At 49.5% G+C, this 20,917-nt stretch carries 35 protein-coding genes; all 35 read right to left on the minus strand.

The window, feature by feature from the left end; translation table 11 throughout:
• Positions 1–115: 115 nt before the first annotated feature.
• Positions 116–295 carry a hypothetical protein gene (locus tag PPRES148_RS04525; RefSeq protein WP_149453438.1) on the minus strand — a complete coding sequence of 60 codons (180 nt, stop codon included), beginning with the start codon at positions 293–295 and terminating at the stop codon, positions 116–118.
• 922 nt (positions 296–1,217) lie between these two features.
• Positions 1,218–2,219 (minus strand): CPBP family intramembrane glutamic endopeptidase, encoded by a 1,002-nt coding sequence (locus PPRES148_RS04530; RefSeq protein WP_149453439.1) that lies wholly within the window; start codon positions 2,217–2,219, stop codon positions 1,218–1,220.
• Between the two features lie 920 nt (positions 2,220–3,139).
• Positions 3,140–4,156: a CPBP family intramembrane glutamic endopeptidase gene (locus tag PPRES148_RS04535; RefSeq protein ID WP_149453440.1), complete on the minus strand. Its 1,017-nt coding sequence runs from the start codon at positions 4,154–4,156 to the stop codon at positions 3,140–3,142.
• A 209-nt stretch (positions 4,157–4,365) separates the two neighbouring features.
• Positions 4,366–4,593, minus strand: a complete 228-nt coding sequence (locus PPRES148_RS04540) for a hypothetical protein (protein ID WP_149453441.1) — start codon at positions 4,591–4,593, stop codon at positions 4,366–4,368.
• Positions 4,594–4,645: 52 nt separating this feature from the next.
• Positions 4,646–5,011, minus strand: coding sequence for a hypothetical protein (locus PPRES148_RS04545; protein ID WP_149453442.1), 366 nt, complete (start codon positions 5,009–5,011; stop codon positions 4,646–4,648).
• A gap of 605 nt (positions 5,012–5,616) precedes the next feature.
• Positions 5,617–6,417 carry a hypothetical protein gene (locus tag PPRES148_RS12535; protein ID WP_246142899.1) on the minus strand — a complete coding sequence of 267 codons (801 nt, stop codon included), beginning with the start codon at positions 6,415–6,417 and terminating at the stop codon, positions 5,617–5,619.
• Positions 6,418–6,738: 321 nt separating this feature from the next.
• Positions 6,739–7,140 (minus strand): 30S ribosomal protein S9, encoded by a 402-nt coding sequence (gene rpsI, locus PPRES148_RS04555; RefSeq protein WP_149453443.1) that lies wholly within the window; start codon positions 7,138–7,140, stop codon positions 6,739–6,741.
• On the minus strand, positions 7,137–7,595 hold the full coding sequence (gene rplM, locus PPRES148_RS04560) for a 50S ribosomal protein L13 (RefSeq protein WP_149453444.1): 459 nt from the start codon (positions 7,593–7,595) through the stop codon (positions 7,137–7,139). Before rplM ends, rpsI begins: the two co-directional genes overlap by 4 nt.
• 80 nt (positions 7,596–7,675) lie before the next feature.
• The gene (gene truA / locus PPRES148_RS04565) at positions 7,676–8,428 is read right to left on the minus strand and encodes a tRNA pseudouridine(38-40) synthase TruA (RefSeq protein ID WP_246142952.1); all 753 of its coding nucleotides are present in this window, start codon (positions 8,426–8,428) and stop codon (positions 7,676–7,678) included.
• Between the two features lie 21 nt (positions 8,429–8,449).
• On the minus strand, positions 8,450–8,860 hold the full coding sequence (gene rplQ / locus PPRES148_RS04570; RefSeq protein WP_149453446.1) for a 50S ribosomal protein L17: 411 nt from the start codon (positions 8,858–8,860) through the stop codon (positions 8,450–8,452).
• A 38-nt stretch (positions 8,861–8,898) separates the two neighbouring features.
• Positions 8,899–9,840 carry a DNA-directed RNA polymerase subunit alpha gene (locus PPRES148_RS04575; protein ID WP_149454231.1) on the minus strand — a complete coding sequence of 314 codons (942 nt, stop codon included), beginning with the start codon at positions 9,838–9,840 and terminating at the stop codon, positions 8,899–8,901.
• The gene (locus PPRES148_RS04580; RefSeq protein WP_187820603.1) at positions 9,837–10,043 is read right to left on the minus strand and encodes a hypothetical protein; all 207 of its coding nucleotides are present in this window, start codon (positions 10,041–10,043) and stop codon (positions 9,837–9,839) included. Before PPRES148_RS04580 ends, PPRES148_RS04575 begins: the two co-directional genes overlap by 4 nt.
• Positions 10,044–10,089: 46 nt before the next feature.
• The gene (gene rpsK, locus PPRES148_RS04585) at positions 10,090–10,491 is read right to left on the minus strand and encodes a 30S ribosomal protein S11 (protein ID WP_149453448.1); all 402 of its coding nucleotides are present in this window, start codon (positions 10,489–10,491) and stop codon (positions 10,090–10,092) included.
• A 42-nt stretch (positions 10,492–10,533) separates the two neighbouring features.
• Positions 10,534–10,902, minus strand: coding sequence for a 30S ribosomal protein S13 (gene rpsM, locus PPRES148_RS04590; RefSeq protein ID WP_149453449.1), 369 nt, complete (start codon positions 10,900–10,902; stop codon positions 10,534–10,536).
• 45 nt (positions 10,903–10,947) lie between these two features.
• Positions 10,948–11,061: a 50S ribosomal protein L36 gene (gene rpmJ, locus PPRES148_RS04595; protein WP_149453450.1), complete on the minus strand. Its 114-nt coding sequence runs from the start codon at positions 11,059–11,061 to the stop codon at positions 10,948–10,950.
• A 38-nt stretch (positions 11,062–11,099) separates the two neighbouring features.
• Complete coding sequence (infA, locus tag PPRES148_RS04600) at positions 11,100–11,318, minus strand: translation initiation factor IF-1 (RefSeq protein WP_149453451.1); 219 nt, start codon at positions 11,316–11,318, stop codon at positions 11,100–11,102.
• Between the two features lie 59 nt (positions 11,319–11,377).
• Positions 11,378–11,617 carry a translation initiation factor IF-1 gene (infA, locus tag PPRES148_RS04605; RefSeq protein ID WP_149453452.1) on the minus strand — a complete coding sequence of 80 codons (240 nt, stop codon included), beginning with the start codon at positions 11,615–11,617 and terminating at the stop codon, positions 11,378–11,380.
• Positions 11,595–12,371, minus strand: coding sequence for a type I methionyl aminopeptidase (gene map / locus PPRES148_RS04610; protein ID WP_149453453.1), 777 nt, complete (start codon positions 12,369–12,371; stop codon positions 11,595–11,597). The genes infA (PPRES148_RS04605) and map overlap by 23 nt, the downstream gene beginning before the upstream one ends.
• A complete protein-coding gene (locus PPRES148_RS04615; RefSeq protein WP_149453454.1) occupies positions 12,368–13,018 on the minus strand; it encodes an adenylate kinase in 651 nt (216 codons plus the stop codon). The genes map and PPRES148_RS04615 overlap by 4 nt, the downstream gene beginning before the upstream one ends.
• Positions 13,019–13,153: 135 nt before the next feature.
• Positions 13,154–14,461 (minus strand): preprotein translocase subunit SecY, encoded by a 1,308-nt coding sequence (gene secY, locus PPRES148_RS04620; RefSeq protein ID WP_149453455.1) that lies wholly within the window; start codon positions 14,459–14,461, stop codon positions 13,154–13,156.
• Entirely contained in the window at positions 14,458–14,928 is a 471-nt protein-coding gene (gene rplO, locus PPRES148_RS04625; RefSeq protein ID WP_149453456.1) for a 50S ribosomal protein L15, read from the minus strand. The genes secY and rplO overlap by 4 nt, the downstream gene beginning before the upstream one ends.
• A 40-nt stretch (positions 14,929–14,968) precedes the next feature.
• Complete coding sequence (gene rpmD, locus PPRES148_RS04630; RefSeq protein WP_425468259.1) at positions 14,969–15,181, minus strand: 50S ribosomal protein L30; 213 nt, start codon at positions 15,179–15,181, stop codon at positions 14,969–14,971.
• 30 nt (positions 15,182–15,211) lie between these two features.
• Positions 15,212–15,739 carry a 30S ribosomal protein S5 gene (gene rpsE, locus PPRES148_RS04635; RefSeq protein WP_149454233.1) on the minus strand — a complete coding sequence of 176 codons (528 nt, stop codon included), beginning with the start codon at positions 15,737–15,739 and terminating at the stop codon, positions 15,212–15,214.
• A gap of 5 nt (positions 15,740–15,744) precedes the next feature.
• Entirely contained in the window at positions 15,745–16,101 is a 357-nt protein-coding gene (gene rplR, locus PPRES148_RS04640; RefSeq protein WP_149453457.1) for a 50S ribosomal protein L18, read from the minus strand.
• A 38-nt stretch (positions 16,102–16,139) separates the two neighbouring features.
• The gene (gene rplF, locus PPRES148_RS04645; protein ID WP_149453458.1) at positions 16,140–16,679 is read right to left on the minus strand and encodes a 50S ribosomal protein L6; all 540 of its coding nucleotides are present in this window, start codon (positions 16,677–16,679) and stop codon (positions 16,140–16,142) included.
• Positions 16,680–16,700: 21 nt separating this feature from the next.
• Positions 16,701–17,099, minus strand: coding sequence for a 30S ribosomal protein S8 (gene rpsH / locus PPRES148_RS04650; RefSeq protein WP_149453459.1), 399 nt, complete (start codon positions 17,097–17,099; stop codon positions 16,701–16,703).
• A gap of 48 nt (positions 17,100–17,147) precedes the next feature.
• Positions 17,148–17,333 carry a type Z 30S ribosomal protein S14 gene (locus PPRES148_RS04655; RefSeq protein WP_149453460.1) on the minus strand — a complete coding sequence of 62 codons (186 nt, stop codon included), beginning with the start codon at positions 17,331–17,333 and terminating at the stop codon, positions 17,148–17,150.
• A 43-nt stretch (positions 17,334–17,376) separates the two neighbouring features.
• Positions 17,377–17,940 carry a 50S ribosomal protein L5 gene (gene rplE, locus PPRES148_RS04660; RefSeq protein WP_149454234.1) on the minus strand — a complete coding sequence of 188 codons (564 nt, stop codon included), beginning with the start codon at positions 17,938–17,940 and terminating at the stop codon, positions 17,377–17,379.
• Between the two features lie 41 nt (positions 17,941–17,981).
• Positions 17,982–18,440, minus strand: coding sequence for a 50S ribosomal protein L24 (gene rplX / locus PPRES148_RS04665; RefSeq protein WP_149453461.1), 459 nt, complete (start codon positions 18,438–18,440; stop codon positions 17,982–17,984).
• Positions 18,441–18,480: 40 nt separating this feature from the next.
• On the minus strand, positions 18,481–18,852 hold the full coding sequence (rplN, locus tag PPRES148_RS04670) for a 50S ribosomal protein L14 (RefSeq protein ID WP_149453462.1): 372 nt from the start codon (positions 18,850–18,852) through the stop codon (positions 18,481–18,483).
• A 13-nt stretch (positions 18,853–18,865) separates the two neighbouring features.
• A complete protein-coding gene (rpsQ, locus tag PPRES148_RS04675) occupies positions 18,866–19,159 on the minus strand; it encodes a 30S ribosomal protein S17 (protein WP_149454235.1) in 294 nt (97 codons plus the stop codon).
• On the minus strand, positions 19,134–19,364 hold the full coding sequence (rpmC, locus tag PPRES148_RS04680; RefSeq protein WP_149454236.1) for a 50S ribosomal protein L29: 231 nt from the start codon (positions 19,362–19,364) through the stop codon (positions 19,134–19,136). Before rpmC ends, rpsQ begins: the two co-directional genes overlap by 26 nt.
• A 26-nt stretch (positions 19,365–19,390) precedes the next feature.
• Positions 19,391–19,816 carry a 50S ribosomal protein L16 gene (gene rplP, locus PPRES148_RS04685; RefSeq protein WP_149453463.1) on the minus strand — a complete coding sequence of 142 codons (426 nt, stop codon included), beginning with the start codon at positions 19,814–19,816 and terminating at the stop codon, positions 19,391–19,393.
• A gap of 4 nt (positions 19,817–19,820) precedes the next feature.
• Positions 19,821–20,480, minus strand: coding sequence for a 30S ribosomal protein S3 (rpsC, locus tag PPRES148_RS04690; RefSeq protein ID WP_149453464.1), 660 nt, complete (start codon positions 20,478–20,480; stop codon positions 19,821–19,823).
• Positions 20,481–20,526: 46 nt separating this feature from the next.
• The gene (rplV, locus tag PPRES148_RS04695; RefSeq protein WP_149454237.1) at positions 20,527–20,901 is read right to left on the minus strand and encodes a 50S ribosomal protein L22; all 375 of its coding nucleotides are present in this window, start codon (positions 20,899–20,901) and stop codon (positions 20,527–20,529) included.
• Positions 20,902–20,917 lie beyond the last annotated feature (16 nt).

The following is a 20,917-nucleotide window of genomic DNA, read 5'->3' on the forward strand; positions in this document are numbered from 1 at the left end:
TTATACAGAACGTAGCCTCCGTGCATTTTAACTTTTATATTATTAATAAAAATTATTATTGATTAGAAAATCCCTCCGGGGGAGCGATTCGCGAGCAAGGATGAGGAACCTAAAATCACCTTTTTGGGGGGTGACACCAGATTTGGGATGCAACCTGGAGTAATTCCCGACGAGAACTATTTTTCAACACTACTGTATGCTGATAGTAAACACGATCGAATCTTACAACAAATAGAACAAGTAACGTCTCAAGCAACATTCTTACTAAAAGATCTATTGTAATATACTTAGACATGATCAAACCTCCCTATTCCTGTATGGTTTTCCTAAAATTAGCATCTTTTCAATCTCGGGTCTCTAGACCCCCAAAGAATAAAAAACGGTAAAAAATGCAATGGTCCTTAGCCCTAGCGGTCCCCTGAATCATAAAAGAAGGGTATTCACATAGATCCCTTACGCTACAAAGAAACGTACTAACCCCGAACAACGATATATAAAAATACACAGAAATGAACCAACCCAGAGGACCCATGGCGATCATGCAAAACGCAACATTTTCAGCAGCACAACAAAGCCGTTCATTCACGGGGAACCTAGGGACAAAGGAACCCTTTTCCCAGCCGGACACGCTAGATACTGTAATCGGAAAAGTCAGAGTACTATTCCCCCCGAAGGTGTCTGTATCAGAGTGAATCCTAACATTTGTTGTAGCTGCCCCGATCCCCATACAACCACACTAAAACCATTGATATTATATAAAATTGTCCCAAAGTACCGTAGAGCTTTCCTGAGATATGAGGGGTCAAAGACACCATAGTAGTTCATCCAGAAGAGTCCCTCAATATGGGATTGGACCCCCCCGCTACCTCATGCAGTTCCATACCTGGCCCCACGTATTTTCCTATTTCCTTCCCCCTACTGGAGTGGGTTATCTTTCGTGACTTCTCCCAATGTGCCAAGACACACCTCGGTTTTGACATGGACTGTTCCTTTCGATGCGTCCTTGAACGGTTCACTCTCGTTGAGCTCCCTAATCCCTACCTGACGGGGATTCTAGCCCTGCCTTTTCCTGAACCGCTCACCACCGGGGTGTTTCCACACCAGCATTGTTAGGTGGTTGGAAGCCTGCTGCCTATCAACCGGCCCCGAAGGGCCACTTACAACCTTCATCGCTTGTACAGCTTACTGGACACACTCTCAGTTCAATACCATGATCATTACGAAAAAACTATGAAATTATTGTACATGTGAAATCCTATAGACAACCATATGGAATAACGGTGTGCAATCCATCCAAATAATAGTGAATTCAAAAAAATAATAAGAAGACCGTACCAATCATACTGCGTATGTACCAGGGTGAACAGAATACTGGTAACCCAAATACCCACACGTGGCTGAAGAGCACCCCGAAAGAACAACTCTTCCCCAATCGCCGGTGCAATGGTTACTGCCATAAGAGCCGACCAATCCAACGGCGAAGGCAGGGGATCGCTAGATTCAGGTAAAAATAAATATAAAAATAAAAATTTATGTATAGTTGATTGTAAAAAATCACATCCCGTCTTAGAAACCCAAGCCCATCCAAAATCTATGACTGTGGGTTTCCTGTTCAGTCCTAGTCGAACTAGCATTTCCTTCCAGTTACGAGTAACACCACCACCTATGGCCAACACAACAAGCAATATCTCTTGACAATTTATAAGCCATATAGACTGAATATCCTCAATCCAATCCAAATATTCATACGAGGTATTAGGATGAAAGAACTTCGCGAATATAAAATTAATAAAACGGGAAAACACCCACCATACCAAGATGCGATAAAGGTATCGCCGGGGATCAAGTCGTAATTGGGATAGTATATACGATCGAAACGCGGGCCACACAAAAAATATACCCAACGATAAGTACAGAATCATGAGACCATAGAGAGCAAACTGCTCTGGTGCTGATAAATAGAAAAAATGTGCAGGTGATGACCATTTTTCAATAACAGGTATAAATTTTAAAGAATGGTATACCATCCAAACACCATACAGTACCACTAAGAAAACGTCCGCCATCCCACCCCATTTCTGGAGTAATTCCCGACGAGAACTATTTTTCAACACTATCATATGCTGATAGTAAACACGATCGAATCTTACAACAAATAGAACAAGTAACGTCTCAAGCAACATTCTTACTAAAAGATCTATTGTAATATACTTAGACATGATCAAACCTCCCTATTCCTGTATGGTTTTCCTAAAATTAGCCTCTTTTCAATCTCGGGTCTCTAGACCCCCAAAGAATAAAAAACGGTAAAAAATGCAATGGTCCTTAGCCCTCGCGGTCCCCTGAATCATAAAAGAAGGGTGTTCACATAGATCCCTTACGCTACAAAGAAACGCACCCAGCCCCAAACAACTATATATAAAACTACATAGAAATGAATCAACTCAGATGACCCGTAGTGATCATACAAAACGCAACATTTTCAGCAGCACAACAAAGCCGTTCATTCACGGGGAACCTAGGGACAAAGGAACCCTTTTCCCAGCCGGACACGCTAGATACTGTAATCGGAAAAGTCAGAGTACTATTCCCCCCGAAGGTGTCTGTATCAGAGTGAATCCTAACATTTGTTGTAGCTGCCCCGATCCCCATACAACCACACTAAAACCATTGAGATTACATGAAATTGTTCCGAAGTACCGTAGATCTTTCCTGAGATATGAGGGGTCAAAGACACCATAGTAGTTCACCCAGAGTCCCTCAATATGGGATTGGACCCCCCCGCTACCTCATGCAGTTCCATACCTGGCCCCACGTATTTTCCTATTTCCTTCCCCCTACTGGAGTGGGTTATCTTTCGTGACTTCTCCCAATGTGCCAAGACACACCTCGGTTTTGACATGGACTGTTCCTTTCGATGCGTCCTTGAACGGTTCACTCTCGTTGAGCTCCCTAATCCCTACCTGACGGGGATTCTAGCCCTGCCTTTTCCTGAACCGCTCACCACCGGGGTGTTTCCACACCAGCATTGTTAGGTGGTTGGAAGCCTGCTGCCTATCAACCGGCCCCGAAGGGCCACTTACAACCTTCATCGCTTATACAGCTTACTGGACACACTCTCAGTTCAATACCATGATCATTATGAAAAAGAAACCATGAAATTATTGTACATATGAAATCCTATAGACAACCATATAGAATAACGATGTGCAATCCATCCAAGTAATAGTGATCCCAAAAAAATAATAAGAAGACCGTACCAATCATACTGCGCATGTACTAGGGTAAACAGAATACTGGTAATCCAAATACCCACACGTGGCTGAAGGGCGCCCCGAAAGAACAACTCTTCCCCAATCGCCGGTGCAAGGGTTACTGCCATAAGAGCCGGCCAATCCAACGATGGAAGCGGGGGATCGCTAGATTCAGGTAAAAATGAATATAAAAATAAAAATTTATGTATAGTTGATTGTAAAAAATCACATCCCGTCTTGGAAACCCAAGCCCACCCCAAATCTATGACTGTGGGTTTCCTGTTCAGTCCTAGTCGAACTAGCATTTCCTTCCAGTTACGAGTAACACCACCACCTATAGCCAATACAACAAGCAATATTTCTTGACAATGTATAAGCCATACACCCTGACCATCCTCAATCCAATCCAAGTATTCATACGCGATATTGGGACGGGAAAACTTTACGAATATAAGATCAATGAAACAGGAAAACATCCACCATACCAGGATGCGATGAAGGTATCGCTGGGGATCAAGTTGTAATTGGGACAGTATGTACGATCGAAACGCGGGCCACACAAAAAATACACCCAACAAAGAGTACAAAATAAGGAGGCCACAGAGAGAAAACTGCTCCGGTACGGGTAAATAGAAAAAATGTTCAAGTGATAACCATTTCTTGATAACGGGCATAAATTTGAATGCATAGTATACTGTCCAAACACCATACAATACCACTAAGAAAACGTCCGCCATCCTACCCCATCTCTGGAGTAATTCCCGACGAGAACTATTTTTCAACACTACCGTATGCTGATAGTAAACACGATCGAATCTTACAACAAATAGAACAAGTAACGTCTCAAGCAACATTCTTACTAAAAGATTTATTGTAATATACTTAGACATGATCAAAGACATGATCAAACCTCCTTATTCCTGTATGGTTTTCCTGAAATTAGCCTCTTTTCAATCTCGGGTCTCTAGACCCCAGAGAAATGATAAAAATGCAATGGTCCCTAATCCTAGCAGTCCTCTGAATCATAAAAAATAGTGTTCACATGGATCATTTACACTACAAAGAAACATATCAGCCCTGAACAACGATATATAAACTGCATAGAAATGAATCAACCCAGAGAAACCATGGTGATCATACAAAACGCAGCGTTTTCAGCAGCACAACAAGGACGTTCATTCGCAGAGGACCTAGGACAAAGTGATCTTTTCCCTTGAAATGCATAACTCCGAAAAATGATGCGGAAACCATCCATGCCACGGACCCGGAAAGCAATAAAAAACCATGGAGCCACTATCGAAGTAACGATAGCAGCTCCATTCCTAAAAATTCCATACAACTACGTTGGCAGCCTCCCTTCTTTGCTTGGGAACTACCCTCTTCGGAGGTCTCTAGGTTTGGATCTCACCACGGCCATGGTACTTTACGGACGAACCATCTGGATTTTTCTTCTCTACCTCACCCTCACAACCGGCGACCCAGAGAGTAACTGCTGCTCCTACAAGAAGTAAGGGAACCAATCGCTTGGAACGCTTATGTGTTTTTTCTCCCGGATTCTCTTCAGACATACCGGTAAAGGGCCGTTCAGAACCTGACAAGACGTCTTCCAGATGATTTTCCCTTGTCATAGATCCTATATCCATAGTTTCTCCCGCGGCAGACACCTGCCCAACATTTGCTGTAAACGAACCCATCATAACAGAAAAACATGCAAAAGTGATGATAGTCTTTCTAATACGGGTACCTTTGCTAAACATTAAACTCAACCACCCTTTACACACTAGGATCTGGACATCCTACCAAGGGACAGGGGACTCGAGTCAAAAATCTAGTCGGTATCAGTCAAGATCAAATCTCACCTTGCCCCGAGGAAAGAATAAACCATACATAAAATTTTAACTTATTAGACAAATTAAAGTCAATCCCCCTCGCAAATCGCAAAACAAGTAGCTGGTTGACCCACACGGACTTTTGGCTTCCTTCGATGGATCTCCAGACCTTTACGCATATGAATACGGAAGTTCCCATGGATTTGCATCCCAATTCTTCTACACAGAATCCACAGAACGTTAAAACCTGTCCACCAAGGACAGGTTTTTTATTTTATTTACATTATTCATATCACTATTCCCTTTGGTATGAACACACCTCCTCGTTCCCGCTCGGTGCCCACACACTACTATGTAGGATGGGGGGGAAGAGAAACCCTACTATTGTAGTTCTACAAATTTTCTCTACCATAGTAATTATTGAATAATTATAATAAAATATTATTGATAAAAACATAATTTAAAATAAAATTATTATACATTAAGATCATTGATTTTCCCATTCCCTAATCACAACCCCAAAAGAGAGATCCCTATGAAGGAACCACTGTGATCATAACCCTTTCCCCAGACACGCTAGATACTGTAACCGGGAAGGTCAGGGTACTATTCCCCCCCGAGGGTGTCTGTATCAGAGTAAATCCTAACATTTGTTGTAGCTGCCCCGATCCCCATACAACCACACTAGAACCATTGAGATTGCATGAAACGGAACCACCCAGTAGGGATACGGCAAAAGCAATATGCAATTCATAGAGCGTACTCGGGGCTAAGGAAATGACAGTTGTAGGGGTATTACCAACACTAATTGCTGAGCCCTGTTGCTGTACCACGCTGGTAATGGAAAGAGAACCTCCGGCAAGGACTGTTGAACTAGAAAAATCAAATTGCGCAGCAGCCACTGGTGATGCGAGGGCCGTTGCTCCCGTTACCCCTGTCGCTCCTGTTGAACCTGTGACCCCCGTTGTTCCCGTCAACCCTGTCGAACCCGTCGAACCTGTCGAACCTGTGATCCCCGTTGTTCCCGTCAACCCTGTCGAACCTGTTGAACCTGTGATCCCCGTTGTTCCCGTCAACCCTGTCGAACCTGTCGAACCTGTGATCCCCGTTGTTCCCGTCAACCCTGTCGAACCTGTCGAACCTGTGATCCCCGTTGTTCCCGTCAACCCTGTCGAACCTGTTACCCCCGTTGCCCCTGTTGAACCTGTCGAACCTGTTACCCCCGTTGTTCCCGTTTGCCCGAAGACAATACCGGAGGGTCCCGCAGAACCCGGGGGAATAAATTGTAATAATTTATATATAATTTCATCTAATTTATTTTCCTTATTTTCCATACTATTGTTTCCCCTTATTAATTATTTTTTTATTTGCATAGTATGATAGTAGGGGTACTATACACAGGAGGGGGCATATCCAGGCCTCAAAAACAGGAAACCCGAATCAATAAATGAAATATACTAGGATAAAAATTAAACCATCTAACCCATCGTATCCATATCCCGCTACCCATACCATCACGAAACTGTGTTCTCAACTGTACCCTATGCAGGGATGTTCCATCAGGAGACCGGTTTATTACTTGTGCCCATCCAAAGAACAAAAAAAAACATGGGTGGAAACCACCCATGGTAAAAATTATATAAAAAGATGCATCGTTACCGCTTGGAAAACTGAGGTGCACGCCGTGCTGCCTTCAATCCATACTTTTTCCGTTCCTTCATCCTTGGGTCTCTTGTCAGGTAGCCTGACTTCTTTAAAACTGGACGAAGATCACCCTCTGCCTGCAGAAGTGCCCGCGACACACCATGGCGAATGGCACCAGCCTGCCCCGTGAATCCACCGCCCTTCACATTGACAAGGATATCAAATACTCCTTCCCGGTTTGCCAAAACGAGCGGCTGTCTCACAATCGCACGCAAAATGGGCAAACCAAAATATTCCTCCATAGGACGACCATTGACAATCATCTTTCCACTTCCAGGACGGAGATGAACCCGTGCTACAGACTCCTTACGACGTCCTGTTCCATACAATTGTCGTGATGATGACCCTATCATCCAGTTACCTCACCTCCGTGTACTGACCAATCCTTTGGCTGCTGAGCCTCATGAGGATGTCGAGAACCCGCATATACCTTCATTTTTTTGAATTGATTCCGACCCAATGTTGTTTTGGGCAACATCCCTCGGACGGCGATCTCAACCATACGCTCGGGACGACTCATCCGTAATTTCCCAGCCGCTATCGACTTCAGGCCCCCAGGATAACCAGAATGTCGATGGTATATCTTCTTCACCCATTTGTCACCCGTCAACTGTACCTTATCGGCATTGACAACAATGACAAAATCACCACCGTCCACGTGGGGTGTAAATGTGGGCTTGTGCTTCCCCCGCAAAACGGCAGCAATCTCAGAAGCGGCTCGTCCTAAACGCCTTCCCGCCAGATCCATAACATACCAGCTACGTTCCGTCTTTCCCCACTGGTCTACATACGTTTTCTGAGTCTGCATAAATGAAACCTCCCTTCCAAGCAAATACCCACAGAACAGGTCAACACCCCCGGGCAAACTTGCCCTTGCAGCAAGCACCATTACAAGGAAAACCAGGGTCGGTAACCCACCTTCATCAGACAGAGACCCCGCGCCGGTAGCGTGGGACCCGCCCCACAACGTTCCCTCTGTCGTAGGATGGATGTTATGTCCTCCGGAGCTATTCGACCAAGCCCCACATAGTAAAGCGTACCAACGAGGATGCGAACCATTCGATGCAAAAATCCATTCCCTACAACATCTACCTGCCAAATGGGGGGCTGATAACGCACACGACATGCATAAATTACCCGTATCCGACTAGAACCGGATGAAGAGGATGCGCAAAAGGCAGTAAAATCGTGCTCACCCTTCATATGGAGAGCTGCCACCCGCATAGCCATCTCATCAACCGAAAGGGGTAGACAGGCAGCAAAACGATACACTTGTGGCAGAGGATAGGTTTGCATCGTCACAAGATAGCGATACCACTTCCACCGCGCATCAAAACGGGAATGAAAATGGTTCGGAACTTGACAACTACCACGCACCACCACATCGGGGGGCAACGACCTCCGCAGGATCATTGCATAGTGGGAAGGCGGAATGGGGGAACCCGTCATAAAATGACAGATCTGGCCCCGCGCATGAACCCCCGCATCCGTTCGCCCCGAGGATTGCAATGAAACCGTGTGCTGTACTAGCCCTTCTAAAGTCCCCTGTAGAACCCCCTGAACGGTCCGTTGCGCAGGCTGTACCTGAAAACCGGCAAAATCTGTTCCATCATAGGCAGTCCACAAACGGATACAACGCATCCCCACTACCAAGGGGATACCCTATACCAGCTCGAGATAGGCCAACATGGCACCATCACCACGGCGCGGCCTAATCCGGGTCACACGGGAATAACCACCCTTGCGATCCTCATATTGTGGCCCCACCTCATCGAACAAGATCCTCACAGCATCCACGTGGCGCTCATGGGTCTGCCATTGTTGCTTGGGTACCCTGCTACCTTCCTTAAATTCCGTAATCGAACGCCTCTTATAAACAAAAGCAGCTGCCCGGCGCCTAGCATGCAAATCACCACGTTTGGCAAGGGAAATCATTTTCTCGACAATCGGTTGAACCGCCCGCGCCTTTGCCTCTGTCGTTTTGATCCTACGATGCAAAATCACATCCGTCACGAGATCACGCAACATTGCCTTACGGGGACCGGTGGAACGTTTAAAACGGGAGTGACCCATATACCTACCCCCTCTCTCCCTTTCCTAGAAAATCCCCCTCAATCCGGCCGCAAACCATGCCCTAACTCAATCAATCGTTCCTCAATCTCACCCAGGGACTTGCTACCCATATTACGAACACGCATCATATCGGCCCGAGTCTTTTGTGTCAACTCCAACACCGTATTGATCCCTGCCCGTTTCAAACAATTATACGAACGAACCGATAAGTCTAACTCTTCAATCGTCATCTCTAGAACCTTGCCAGCCTCATCTTCTTCCTTCTCTACCATGATTTCCGTACGCTGCGCGTTCTCCGTCAGACCCACAAATAACATAAGGTGCTCATTGAGTATCTTAGCCCCGAGACTCACCGCCTCATCTGGGGATAAACTACCGTCCGACCACACCTCCAGGGTCAGTTTGTCATAGTTCGTCACCTGGCCCACACGCGTATTCTCGACATGATAATTGACACGTTCCACCGGTGTATAAATGGCATCGATAGGAATGACCCCAATGGGCTTCCCTTCCCGCTTGTTACGGTCCGCTGCCATATATCCACGACCCCGATTGGCCGTCATACGGATATTCAACTCAGCATCCTCCGACAACGTTGCCAGAACAAGAGAGGGGTTGAGAACTTCCACATCATCATCGGACGAGATATCATCCGCTGTCACCATGCCAGGACCCGATTTATCGATAACCAGGGTGACTTCATTTTCGCTATGGATCTTAAGCACTAAACGCTTGATTTGCAGGATAATTTGCGCCGTATCCTCTACCACACCGGGTATGGTGGAAAACTCGTGCAACACACCATCGATTTGCACAGAATGGACAGCCGCACCGGGAAGAGAGGACATAAGGATCCGGCGTAATGAGTTCCCCAAGGTGGTTCCATAACCCCTCTCCAGGGGCTCAATCACGAACTTACCGTACCGGTGATCCTCACTCAGATCGACAGCCTCAATCTTAGGTTTCTCAATCTCAATCATCCGACTTGCCATACGCCCCACGTAACCTCCCCGCCTCCAACTACATCCCGATGCCCATGAAACGAGCGATCGGGCAGGGATCTTGAAGGAATGACAATCCTAAGGTTAGACCCCCAACCCGTGGACGCACCCATCAAGCTACCTACACAGCACGCCCCCAGTTGTGAACCCACGCGAAGGTCTCCGATCAACCCGCCCCACACTTGGAACGTGGGACCCTCTCATCCAAAACCCCACACACATCCCCCTTTAGACACGGCGACGCTTGGGTGGACGACAACCATTGTGTGGAATCGGTGTCATGTCCTTGATCAGCACAACCTCTAAACCAGCTGCCTGTAAAGAACGAATGGCCGCCTCGCGACCTGCACCCGGACCCTTCACCATGACCTCTACCGAACGCATCCCGTGCTCCATAGCCGTTTTGGCCGCACGGTCGGCTGCCATCTGAGCAGCAAAGGGCGTACTCTTGCGAGATCCCTTGAAACCCATCACCCCTGCACTAGCCCAAGCAATAGAATTCCCCTGTGGGTCTGTTACGGTGATGATGGTATTGTTGAATGTGGAGTGGATGTGCACAACCCCCGATTCAATATGTTTCTTGATGACACGCCGTCCCCCACGTCCGCCAACGCGACGTTTTACTACCATATTCCCTCACCCCCTCACGCTGTTTCTCCCCAATACCTATCACTACTTTTTCTTGTTAGCCACGGTACGCCGCGGCCCTTTCCTCGTTCGTGCATTCGTCTTAGTACTCTGTCCCCGCACGGGTAAACCACGGCGATGACGTACCCCGCGATAACAGCCAATCTCCACTAGACGCTTGATCTGCAGGGCTGTATCGCGGCGCAGATCCCCCTCTACGATACAATTCTTCGTGATGTAGGCACGTAACTTGGCAATGTCATCCTCAGAGAGATCACGAACACGGGTATTCGGATCTACACCTGTAACACTAATGACACGCTGAGCTACGGACCGACCTATACCAAAAATATAGGTCAGGGCGATCCCCACCCGTTTATCACGAGGTAGGTCGATACCCTCGATCCTTGCCATCCATTTCCCCCCTCTCCATAGAAGCCTACATGAAATCAGTACACCCTAACCCTGCCTCTGTTTGTGTTTAGGATCCACGCAAATTACACGTGTCACATTTTTGCGGCGAATGGTTTTACACTTCTCGCAAATTTTCTTGACAGAAGGACGAACCTTCATAGTTGCTCCCTAACCCCCCCAGCGTACCCTTCGTACGCCTATTTATAGCGATACGTAATCCGCCCCCGTTCAAGATCGTATGGGGAGAGCTGCACGGTAACACGATCGCCCGGCAAAATCCGAATGTAATTCATGCGAATCTTGCCTGATATATCCGCCGTAATGAGGTGCCCATTGCGCAACTCCACCTCAAATTTGGCATCGCGGAGGGATGTCTTCACAACCCCCTCCACTTCAATCACGTCCTTTTTGGACACACTCAGGCCCCCTCTGTGTCAAAATCTCGCTTCCCTCGGTTGTAATAGCTACCGTGTGCTCAAAATGGGCACGCCATTCGCCGTCCACCGTCGCCACAGTCCAACCATCGTTTAAGATCGTATGGGGAGAGCTGCACGGTAACATGATCGCCCGGCAAAACCCGAATGCAATTCATGCGAATCTTGTCTGATATAGCCACCGTAATGATGTGCCCATTGCGCAATTCCACTTCACATTTGGCATCGCGGGGGAATGTCTTCACAACCCCCTCCACTTCAACCACGTCCTTCTTGGACACACCCAGGCCCCCTCTGTGTCAAAATCTCGCTTCCCTCGGTTGTAATAGCTACCGTGTGCTCAAAATGGGCACACCACTCACCATCCACCGTCGACACAGTCCAACCATCCGCATGGGTATAAACATATCGACTACCTAGGTTGACCATAGGCTCAATCGCAATCACCATACCTGGCCGCAACAATGGACCCTCACCAGGCGAACCCACGTTCGGAACGTTCGGACTCTCGTGTAACGATCTACCAATACCATGGCCGGCATACTCCAAAACCACCGCCATGTTCGCATCTTCTACCACACCCTGGACCGCCACACCAATATCCCCCACGTGATTACCCGGAACTGCCACCGCAAGTCCTGCCATCAACGATTGTTCCGTAACGTCGAGCAAACGTTGCGCTACGGGATCGATCTTGCCTACCGGATAGGTCCAGGCGGAATCACCATGGAAACCTCGATAACAGGCACCTATGTCTATCGTCAGTAGATCACCTTCCTGGAGAACACGCCTACCGGGTATACCATGTACCAACTCATCGTTGACACAAATGCACGTGCTAGCTGGGAAACCATTATAACCCTTGAAGGAAGGTACCGCACCCACGGATCGTATATATTCCTCCGCTATGGAATCCAATTGGCCGGTGGTACTACCAGGTCGGATGTGGGACACCACATGGGCATGTGTGGCCGCAACGATAGCCCCAGCCTGACGCATCAGATCCAGATCTTCGGCCGATTTGAGAATGATCATGAGGCTCTCGACCGCACGGCACTCAAAACGGCTGCTGTCACAGCCTCAATGGGACGATGCCCATCTACCTCACACAACAGCCCCCGCTCATCATAGTAAGCAAGCAACAAATCCATTTCAGCCTTATTGATACGCAAACGCTCCAAAACCGTCTCTTCTCGATCGTCCTGTCTCTGATAAAGGGGTCCCCCACAACTACATGCGTCCGGATGGGGAGGAGGAGCCAGTTCTGAATGATACGAAGCACCACAACGACGACAGAGAAAGCGCCCCGCTAGTCGGCCCAACAAAACATCACGTGACACTTTCAGGAAAACAACCGCTTCCACATGACGCCCTCGCTCACGCAAAACCCGATCCAACTCGTGAGCCTGCGCCACCGTACGAGGAAAACCGTCTAACACACAACCCTGTGCACAATCATGATCATCCAAACGTTCCTCCACCAAAGCCACCGTAACCCGATCGGGAACCAACCAGCCTCGTTCCATGTAGGCCCTTGCCTCATTTCCTAACGGCGTCTCCGCCCGCGATGCCTGCCGGAAGAGATCGCCTGTCGCAACATGCGTTGTATGCAAAACAGCTGCCATGCGGGAAGCCTGCGTACCCTTTCCCGCACCCGGTAAACCCAACAAAACAATATCCAAACCGTCACCCCTCCTGTAACCATCCCCCCTTCGCAACCAATACGTACCCACAAATATCGCATAGTCTCGGTACTATGCATATGCACGGCGGGAGGTGCACACACGCCTACCCTATTACCGGTAGACGCACTTTGATCATAAAAAACCCCTGTAATTACGGCGAACCAACTGATTCTGTACGGTCTTCATTACCTCTAACGCCACCCCTACAACAATCAACAGCGACGTACCGCTCAATCCCACTCCGGGAGGCAAACCCAACGCAAACGCAGAGATAGATGGCAAAATGAAAATCGCAGACAGGAAGAGCGCCCCTGACATCGTCAAACGAGTCAAAATCCTCGAAACGTATTGCTCCGTTGCCTTCCCAGGCCTCACACCCGGGATGAAACCACCATTTTTCTTCATCTGCTCAGCCAGTTGAGGTGGATTCAACGTCATATAGGCATAGAAAAAGGTAAACAAGGTAATCAATAGAACGCTGATCAGCATACCAAAACCTAGATCATGCGGGTTGGTCATACGAAGAACGGAACTCCAGAAGGGACTCCGCTCACCACCCAGCACCTTGACAATCGTCTGGGGGATAAAAAATAGCGCCACCGCCAAGATAACAGGAACAACACCTGCTGTATTGACCTTCAATGGAATATGAGTGGAACGACCACCATACATCCTACGCCCTACCACCCGCTTGGTATACTGCACGGGAATACGGCGTACCCCTTCCTGGATATAGATGACCGAAACTACGACCAACAGCAGAATGAGTGCGATCAGACCAGCCTTGAGACCCCCAACCAACACCGCTTCCCTCTGTTCTTCGCTGAAGAAGGCATCCTTCATTTGACTCACAAGCCCGGGCAAACTAGCAACGATTCCCGCAAAAATAAGGATGGAAATTCCATTGCTGATCCCGTGTTCTGAAATTTGTTCCCCTATCCACATCAGAAAGATTGTTCCTACCACTAGGGTAACCATGACCAACAAATAGGGCCAGAACCCTGTCTCCTTAAGGAGGCTGGCCCCCCCCGCAGACATCCTCAGCGCACTCAGGGCCGTGTAACCTTGAATCACGGCAAAACCTGCGGTAAGGTAGCGGGTTACCTTATTCATCTTACGACGCCCTGACTCCCCCTCCTTCATCCAGCGTGTGAACGCAGGGACAACATCCATAGATAACATCTGTACCACGATCGACGCCGTTATGTAAGGCGCAACCGTCAATGTAAAGACAGAACTCCTCCCCAGCGCCCCACCGGAAAAGGCATTGAGGAAATCAAAAATCCCCCCGCTATTCACCTGTTTAGCCACCGTGGCGAGATCTAGATAGGGCACCGGAATATGGGCCCCAATCCGAAAAACGACAATCATGAGCAGTGTAAACAAAATGCGATCCCGTAGGTCGCGGATCCTATAAATATTGCGTAAACTATCAATCATTCGCCCTTATCAGCGGTCAAATCCACCGCAACTCCACCTGCAGCCTCAATTTTCCTTCTAGCAGCCCCGGAAAAGTAATGAGCCTGAACCTTCACCATCTTGGTCAATTCACCATCCCCCAGGACCCGCAACCCCGCTCTATGCAACTTGCGCACAATCCTACGCTCGTGCAACAGCTGCGGCGTAATTTCCTGAACACCTTCCTCCGCCAGGGACTGCAAACTACTCACATTGACTATAGCATACTCTGTTCGAAAAGGATTGGTAAACCCACGCTTGGGCAACCGCCGATACAAGGGGTTTTGTCCACCCTCAAAACCGGGCCGTACCCCACCCCCGGAACGAGAATTCTGCCCCTTCATCCCGCGTCCAGCAAATTTTCCTTGCCCCGCTGCCTTACCGCGTCCCACCCTCTTGGGCTTTCGACGGGCGCCGGGCGCCGGTTGAAGCTCATGCAGCCTTACCATGATTGACTACACCTCCCCCTCTGAACCTACAAACCAACCCTCATCCTCCATCGGACAAGGGATCTACATGAACCAGATGCCCTACCTTAGCCACCATACCACGTACAGAAGCATCGTCGGGACGCACCACAGTACTACCCATTTTCCGGAGCCCAAGGGCTGCCAGCACACGGCGCTGACGCTCTGGCCGCCCAATCATGCTACGACGCAGCGTAATGCGCAATTTTCCCCTGTTCTCATCAGCCAACTTCACCAACCCCCTGACTTCCACCCTTGATACCTATTATTCACTCGCTCCCGGACCTATCAGATCGGAAAGACTCTTACCACGTAAGCGTGCCACATCCTGTGGACGCTTCATGGACCTCAAACCCTCCATAGTCGCCCGCACCGTGTTGATAGGATTCGTTGAACGATAGGATTTCGTAATCACATCCGTCACCCCGGCCACCGCCATAATGTGCCGAACCGCACCGCCCGCCTTAAGCCCCGTACCCGGCGAAGCCGGCTTGATCATCACCCGTGCGGCGCAAAAGCAACCATCCACCTCATGGGGAACCGTTCCCTTCCGTAGGGGAATCGTGATCAGATTCTTCTTGGCCGCCTCAATGGCCTTACGAATCGCCTCCGGCACCTCTAATGCCTTCCCGATCCCGTAGCCCACACGACCCTTACGATCACCAATCACCACAGTGGCACTGAACCCGAAACGACGTCCACCCTTCACAACCTTAGCCACACGACGAATGTCCACTACTTTCTCCTCAAACTCAGACGATACAGACTCTCTACGACGGCGCGGCTTTTCCATAGCACTCAAAAATCAAGTCCCCCCTCCCGGGCTCCCTCAGCAATAGCTCTTACCCGTCCATGGTACTGATACCCACCGCGATCAAAAACAGCAGCTGTGAGCCCCCTAGCAGTTGCACGTTCTGCCAACCTCTTACCTACCTCACGCGCCGCCTCCACCGTAGCAGACGAGCCTCCACCCGCCGCCTCCAGGGTAGAAGCCGCTGCCAGGGTATGACCCGCCTCATCATTGATCAGCTGTGCATACATATTCTTAGAAGAACGAAAAACACAAAGCCGTGGTCTCGCTGCTGTGCCAACTACCTTCTTACGCACACGCAAATGGCGCCGCTTGCGCCGTACATTACGGCTCCCTTCCTGCAAAAAGAATCACCCCCAAAGATGGATCTTCGATCCCGTTGCTATTTCTTACCTGTCTTACCCTCTTTGCGACGCACATATTCGTCCACGTAGCGAATTCCCTTACCCTTATAAGGCTCCGGCCTACGAACCGAACGAATCAGCGCAGCCATCTCACCCACACGATTCTTATCAATTCCCTTGACCACCACCTGCGTGTTCGACGGAACCTCAAACTCAATCCCCGGTTCCGGTTCGATATCCACAGGATGGGAGTACCCAACATTCAGTTGCAACTTTGTGCCCTTTTTGGATGCACGATAACCAACCCCTACTAAATCGAGCGTACGTGTAAAACCAACAGACACGCCCTGCACCATATTGGCTACCAAACTACGCGTTGTGCCATGCATAGCACGCAACTGCCGTCGTTCACCCGTACACTCTACCCAAAGCATACCATCCTCTTGACGGATCCCAATCTCAGGATGGTATGCAAAGACAAGCTTACCCTTTCCGCCCTGCACCCTAATGGAATGACCCTCAATAGTCACCGCAACACCACTAGGAACGGGTATGGGTTTGCGACCAACGCGAGACATCGTACCACCATCCCTCCCCTGTTACCATATACAAGCCAACACCTCGCCACCTACATTACGTTTCCGGGCATCTCGATCCGTCATAACCCCCTGATTGGTGGAGAGAATCGCGATCCCCAAACCACGTAAAACACGCGGAATCTCGAATGCCTTCGCGTAAACACGTGAACCAGGCATACTGATACGCTTCAGACCCGAAATCACCCTCTCATTCCTCTGACCATACTTGAGGAAAATTCGCAAGACCCCCTGCTTTCCATCCTCAATATACTCAATATCGCGAATGAAACCCTCCTGTTTCAATACACTTGCGATTGATCGCTTCAGACGCGACGAAGGTAATTCCACACTTTCACGCCGTACCATATTGGCATTACGTATACGCGTCAACATATCAGCAATAGGATCCGTCATCCCCAAAGTCCATGCCCCCCTTCCTTACTTGATTACAACCAACCCCAAAAAGCTTTACCAACTTGATTTACGCAAACCAGGAATTTGCCCCAGATGTGCGAACTCTCGCAAATGTACACGACAAAGGCCAAATTTGCGGGAAACGGAGCGCGGCCGACCACAAAAGCTGCACCGTGTATACCCCTGCACCGCGAATTTTGGCTTTCGCCGAGACTTAACAATCAAGGACTTCTTTGCCAATACCTTTCCCCCTTCCTCCTCCTCGCTCCCAACTACCGCATCCCTAGGAAGCTGCAGAAACCCTTTTATCGTTTCGGAATGGCATACCCAACAACGACAATAGAGCATGTGCCTCTTCGTCGTTTGTGGCAGTTGTTACAATGATTACATCCATACCACGAATCTTATCAATAGAATCATAATCAACCTCGGGAAAAATCAATTGCTCCTTCAGCCCCAAGGAATAATTCCCGTGTCCATCAAATGAACGCACAGGCAAACCGCGAAAATCACGCACACGGGGCAGGGCAATATGAACCAAACGATCAAAAAAATGGTCTCTATACTGCCCACGCAACGTTACCTTTACACCAATGGGCATCCCCTCACGAAGCTTGAAACCAGCCACAGAACGCCTCGCACGCGTGATCACAGGCTTTTGTCCCGTGATCGTAGTAACGTCCTGTACAGCGTTCTCAATAGCCTTAGGATTCTGAGTGGCCTCACCCACACCGACATTGACGACAATCTTTTGCAAACGAGGCACCTGCATAGGCGAGGTGTACTGAAAACGACGCATCAATGCGTCCTTCACCTTGGCCTCAAAGCGTTCTTGCAACCGGGACACATCAGCCATAAAACCCCCCCCTACACTCTTGCTACCTACTCTCACTTCTTATGAGGCTTGCGATCGGGTATCAACTCACCCGAGCGTTTCGCATAGCGCTCCTTACGACGCTTGCCATCTCGATCCTCCACAAACCGGTAACCCACACGCGTCGGCTCCCCTGTCTTCGGATCCTCCAGCATAACATTCGATATATGAATCGAACCCTCCATTTCCAAAATTCCACCCCTCCGATTCTGGGGGTCACGATTCGCACCTACATGCTTTTTTATGATATTCCGACCCGTAACAATGACACGATTCTGCCTGCGCAGTACCTCTTTCACTATACCGCCCTTGTATACCTTCTTACCATGGGCAACCTCTGGGCGGTCCTTATCCGTCTTACTACCATCTCTACTCGTTCGCCCCCCACGGACCACAAGCACCTTATCCCCCGCCCGAATAGGGAATTGGTTGGGAACGGGCCGCTCTACCTTTCGCCCGCGCTTCTGCAGCATCCACAGCACTCCCTTCTCGAATGTCTCACTGACAACGTGCCTAAAGGACCTCCGGGGCCAACGAGAGAATCTTCATGAAATCACGATCACGCAACTCCCTAGCCACAGGGCCAAAGATCCTGGTTCCACGCGGACTCTGATCGTCGTCCTTAATGACAACTGCTGCATTCTCATCGAAACGAATATACGAACCATCGGGACGTTGCGTGGGTCGTACCGTGCGCACAATCACGCAACGGACCACGTCGCCCTTCCTCACGGCCGCGCCAGGAATGGCCTGTTTGACAGCAGCCACAATGAGGTCACCCACACCGGCCGCACTGGAGGGTGCATTGCCAAGAATCCGTATACACATAACCTCCTTAGCACCAGAATTGTCTGCCACACGCAACCGCGTCTGAACCTGAATCATACCCCCATCCTCCTCATCTGAGAGGTTTACCCATGGCCCCCTCACTGAGGGATCCTCTTCCGATAATCTGTACCAAACGCCAGCGCTTCTTTTTGGACAAAGGCCTTGTTTCCATGATGAAAACTGTATCACCCATTTTTGCCTCATTCTTTTCATCATGAACATGATACTTTTCCGTACGGCGGATACGCTTTTTGTAAACCGGGTGAGCTTTGTAGGACTCGATCGCCACAACGACCGTTTTCATCATTTTATCACTCACGACACGACCCGTCCGAACCTTACGACGAACTGCTCTTTCCTTGATCAAAGCCCCCGCCCCCTTCCATGGTAAGCTCACGGGCCCGCAACAATGTCTTGCAACGTGCCATCCTTATTCTTACCCTGCGAATCCTCGAAGTGTCCTCGAGTTTATTCAGCTTCTTTTGGAAGCGTAAATTGAACAACTCCTCCTTACAATCCCGTACGCACTGTTCGAGATCCGGAGTAGGCAACCCACCCAATTCCTCCATCTCCTCCAGCCTCTTTGCACCCTTTTTCATCCTCCACCACGACTCTCTTCCCGCTGCACAAATTTCGCCTTGATTGGCAGCTTCATCTCGGCCAGCCGCATTGCCTCCTTTGCCATAGCAGCGTCCACACCCGAAAGTTCAAACAAAATGCGCCCGGGCTTGACAACGGCCACCCACTTCTCAGGAGCTCCCTTTCCGCTTCCCATTCGTACTTCGAGCGGCTTTTGGGTCACGGGTTTGTCTGGGAAAATACGAATCCATACCTTCCCCTCCCGCTTGATACGGCGGGTCATTGCAATCCGCGCGGCTTCGATCTGCCGATTGGTAATCCAGCTTGGCTCCATAGCCTTCAGACCATAGTCACCAAAAGCGACATAGGAGCCCCCCTTGGCACAACCCTTCATACGTCCACGATGTTGACGACGATGCTTGATACGCTTAGGCATCAACATGACATTATGACCCCTTTCGCCGTTGTGACCTCTGTTTGGACGGCAAAATCTCGCCACGATAGATCCAAACCTTCACACCCGTCCGGCCATACGTCGTATGGGCCTCGGCAAAACCATAATCGATATCGGCCCGTAACGTATGTAGGGGAACCGTTCCCTCACTATACCCTTCCGTACGTGCTATATCAGCCCCACTCAAACGACCGCTCACCTGCATTCGTACACCTTTGGCCCCCGCCCGCATGGTACGCTGTAGGGACTGCTTCATGGCACGGCGAAAGGCTACCCGATGCGACAATTGCTGAGCGACGTTGGCAGCCACTAGGTAGGCATCCAATTCCGGTTTCTTGATCTCATTGATATTGATCCTCACCTGCTTGCCCGTCATCCGGGTCAAACCCTTACGCAGGTACTCGACCTCAGCCCCACCTTTTCCGATCACCATGCCTGGCTTGGCCGTATGCAGCATAACATTCACACGGTTACCCGCACGCTCGATCTCGATCATGGAAACCGCTGCATCCTGCAAACGTCTCTTCAAAATACGACGAATCCGCAAATCCTCATGTAAAACCTTAGCATAATCCTTCCCCGCGTACCAACGCGACCGCCAATCCTTGTTGACACCAATTCGGAAACCTATTGGATGGACCTTTTGTCCCAAACGCTCCCCCACCCTCTATTCGCTCGATTTGCACAATATAACGCTCTCACCTCTCATTAGCCACAACAAACAACGTCACATTGCTACTACGCTTTCGAATCCGGCCCGCCTTTCCCATCGCACGCGGTGAGAATCGCTTCATGGTCGGTCCCTCGTCCACGAAGACACTGTGTACATACAGCTCTTCCCTCCCCAAACCGTGCAACTGTTCCGCATTGGCAGCAGCCGAACGCAAAGCATGCAACACCCTCGGTGCAACACCGCGCTGTGTATGGCGTAGGATAGCCTCTGCCTCTGCCACCCACTTACCACGCACCAAATCAACTACCAAACGCGCTTTACGTGGTGGTACCCTAATGCCCCGCAAAATTGCGACGCCCCATGCCTGGGGATGCCTTTCCTCAAACTGTCGGCGTAACAACGGCGACAAACCCCGC

Origin of the sequence: Pasteuria penetrans, assembly GCF_900538055.1 — a bacterium.
In the GTDB taxonomy this organism is placed as follows: Bacteria; Bacillota; Bacilli; order Thermoactinomycetales; family Thermoactinomycetaceae; genus Pasteuria; species Pasteuria penetrans.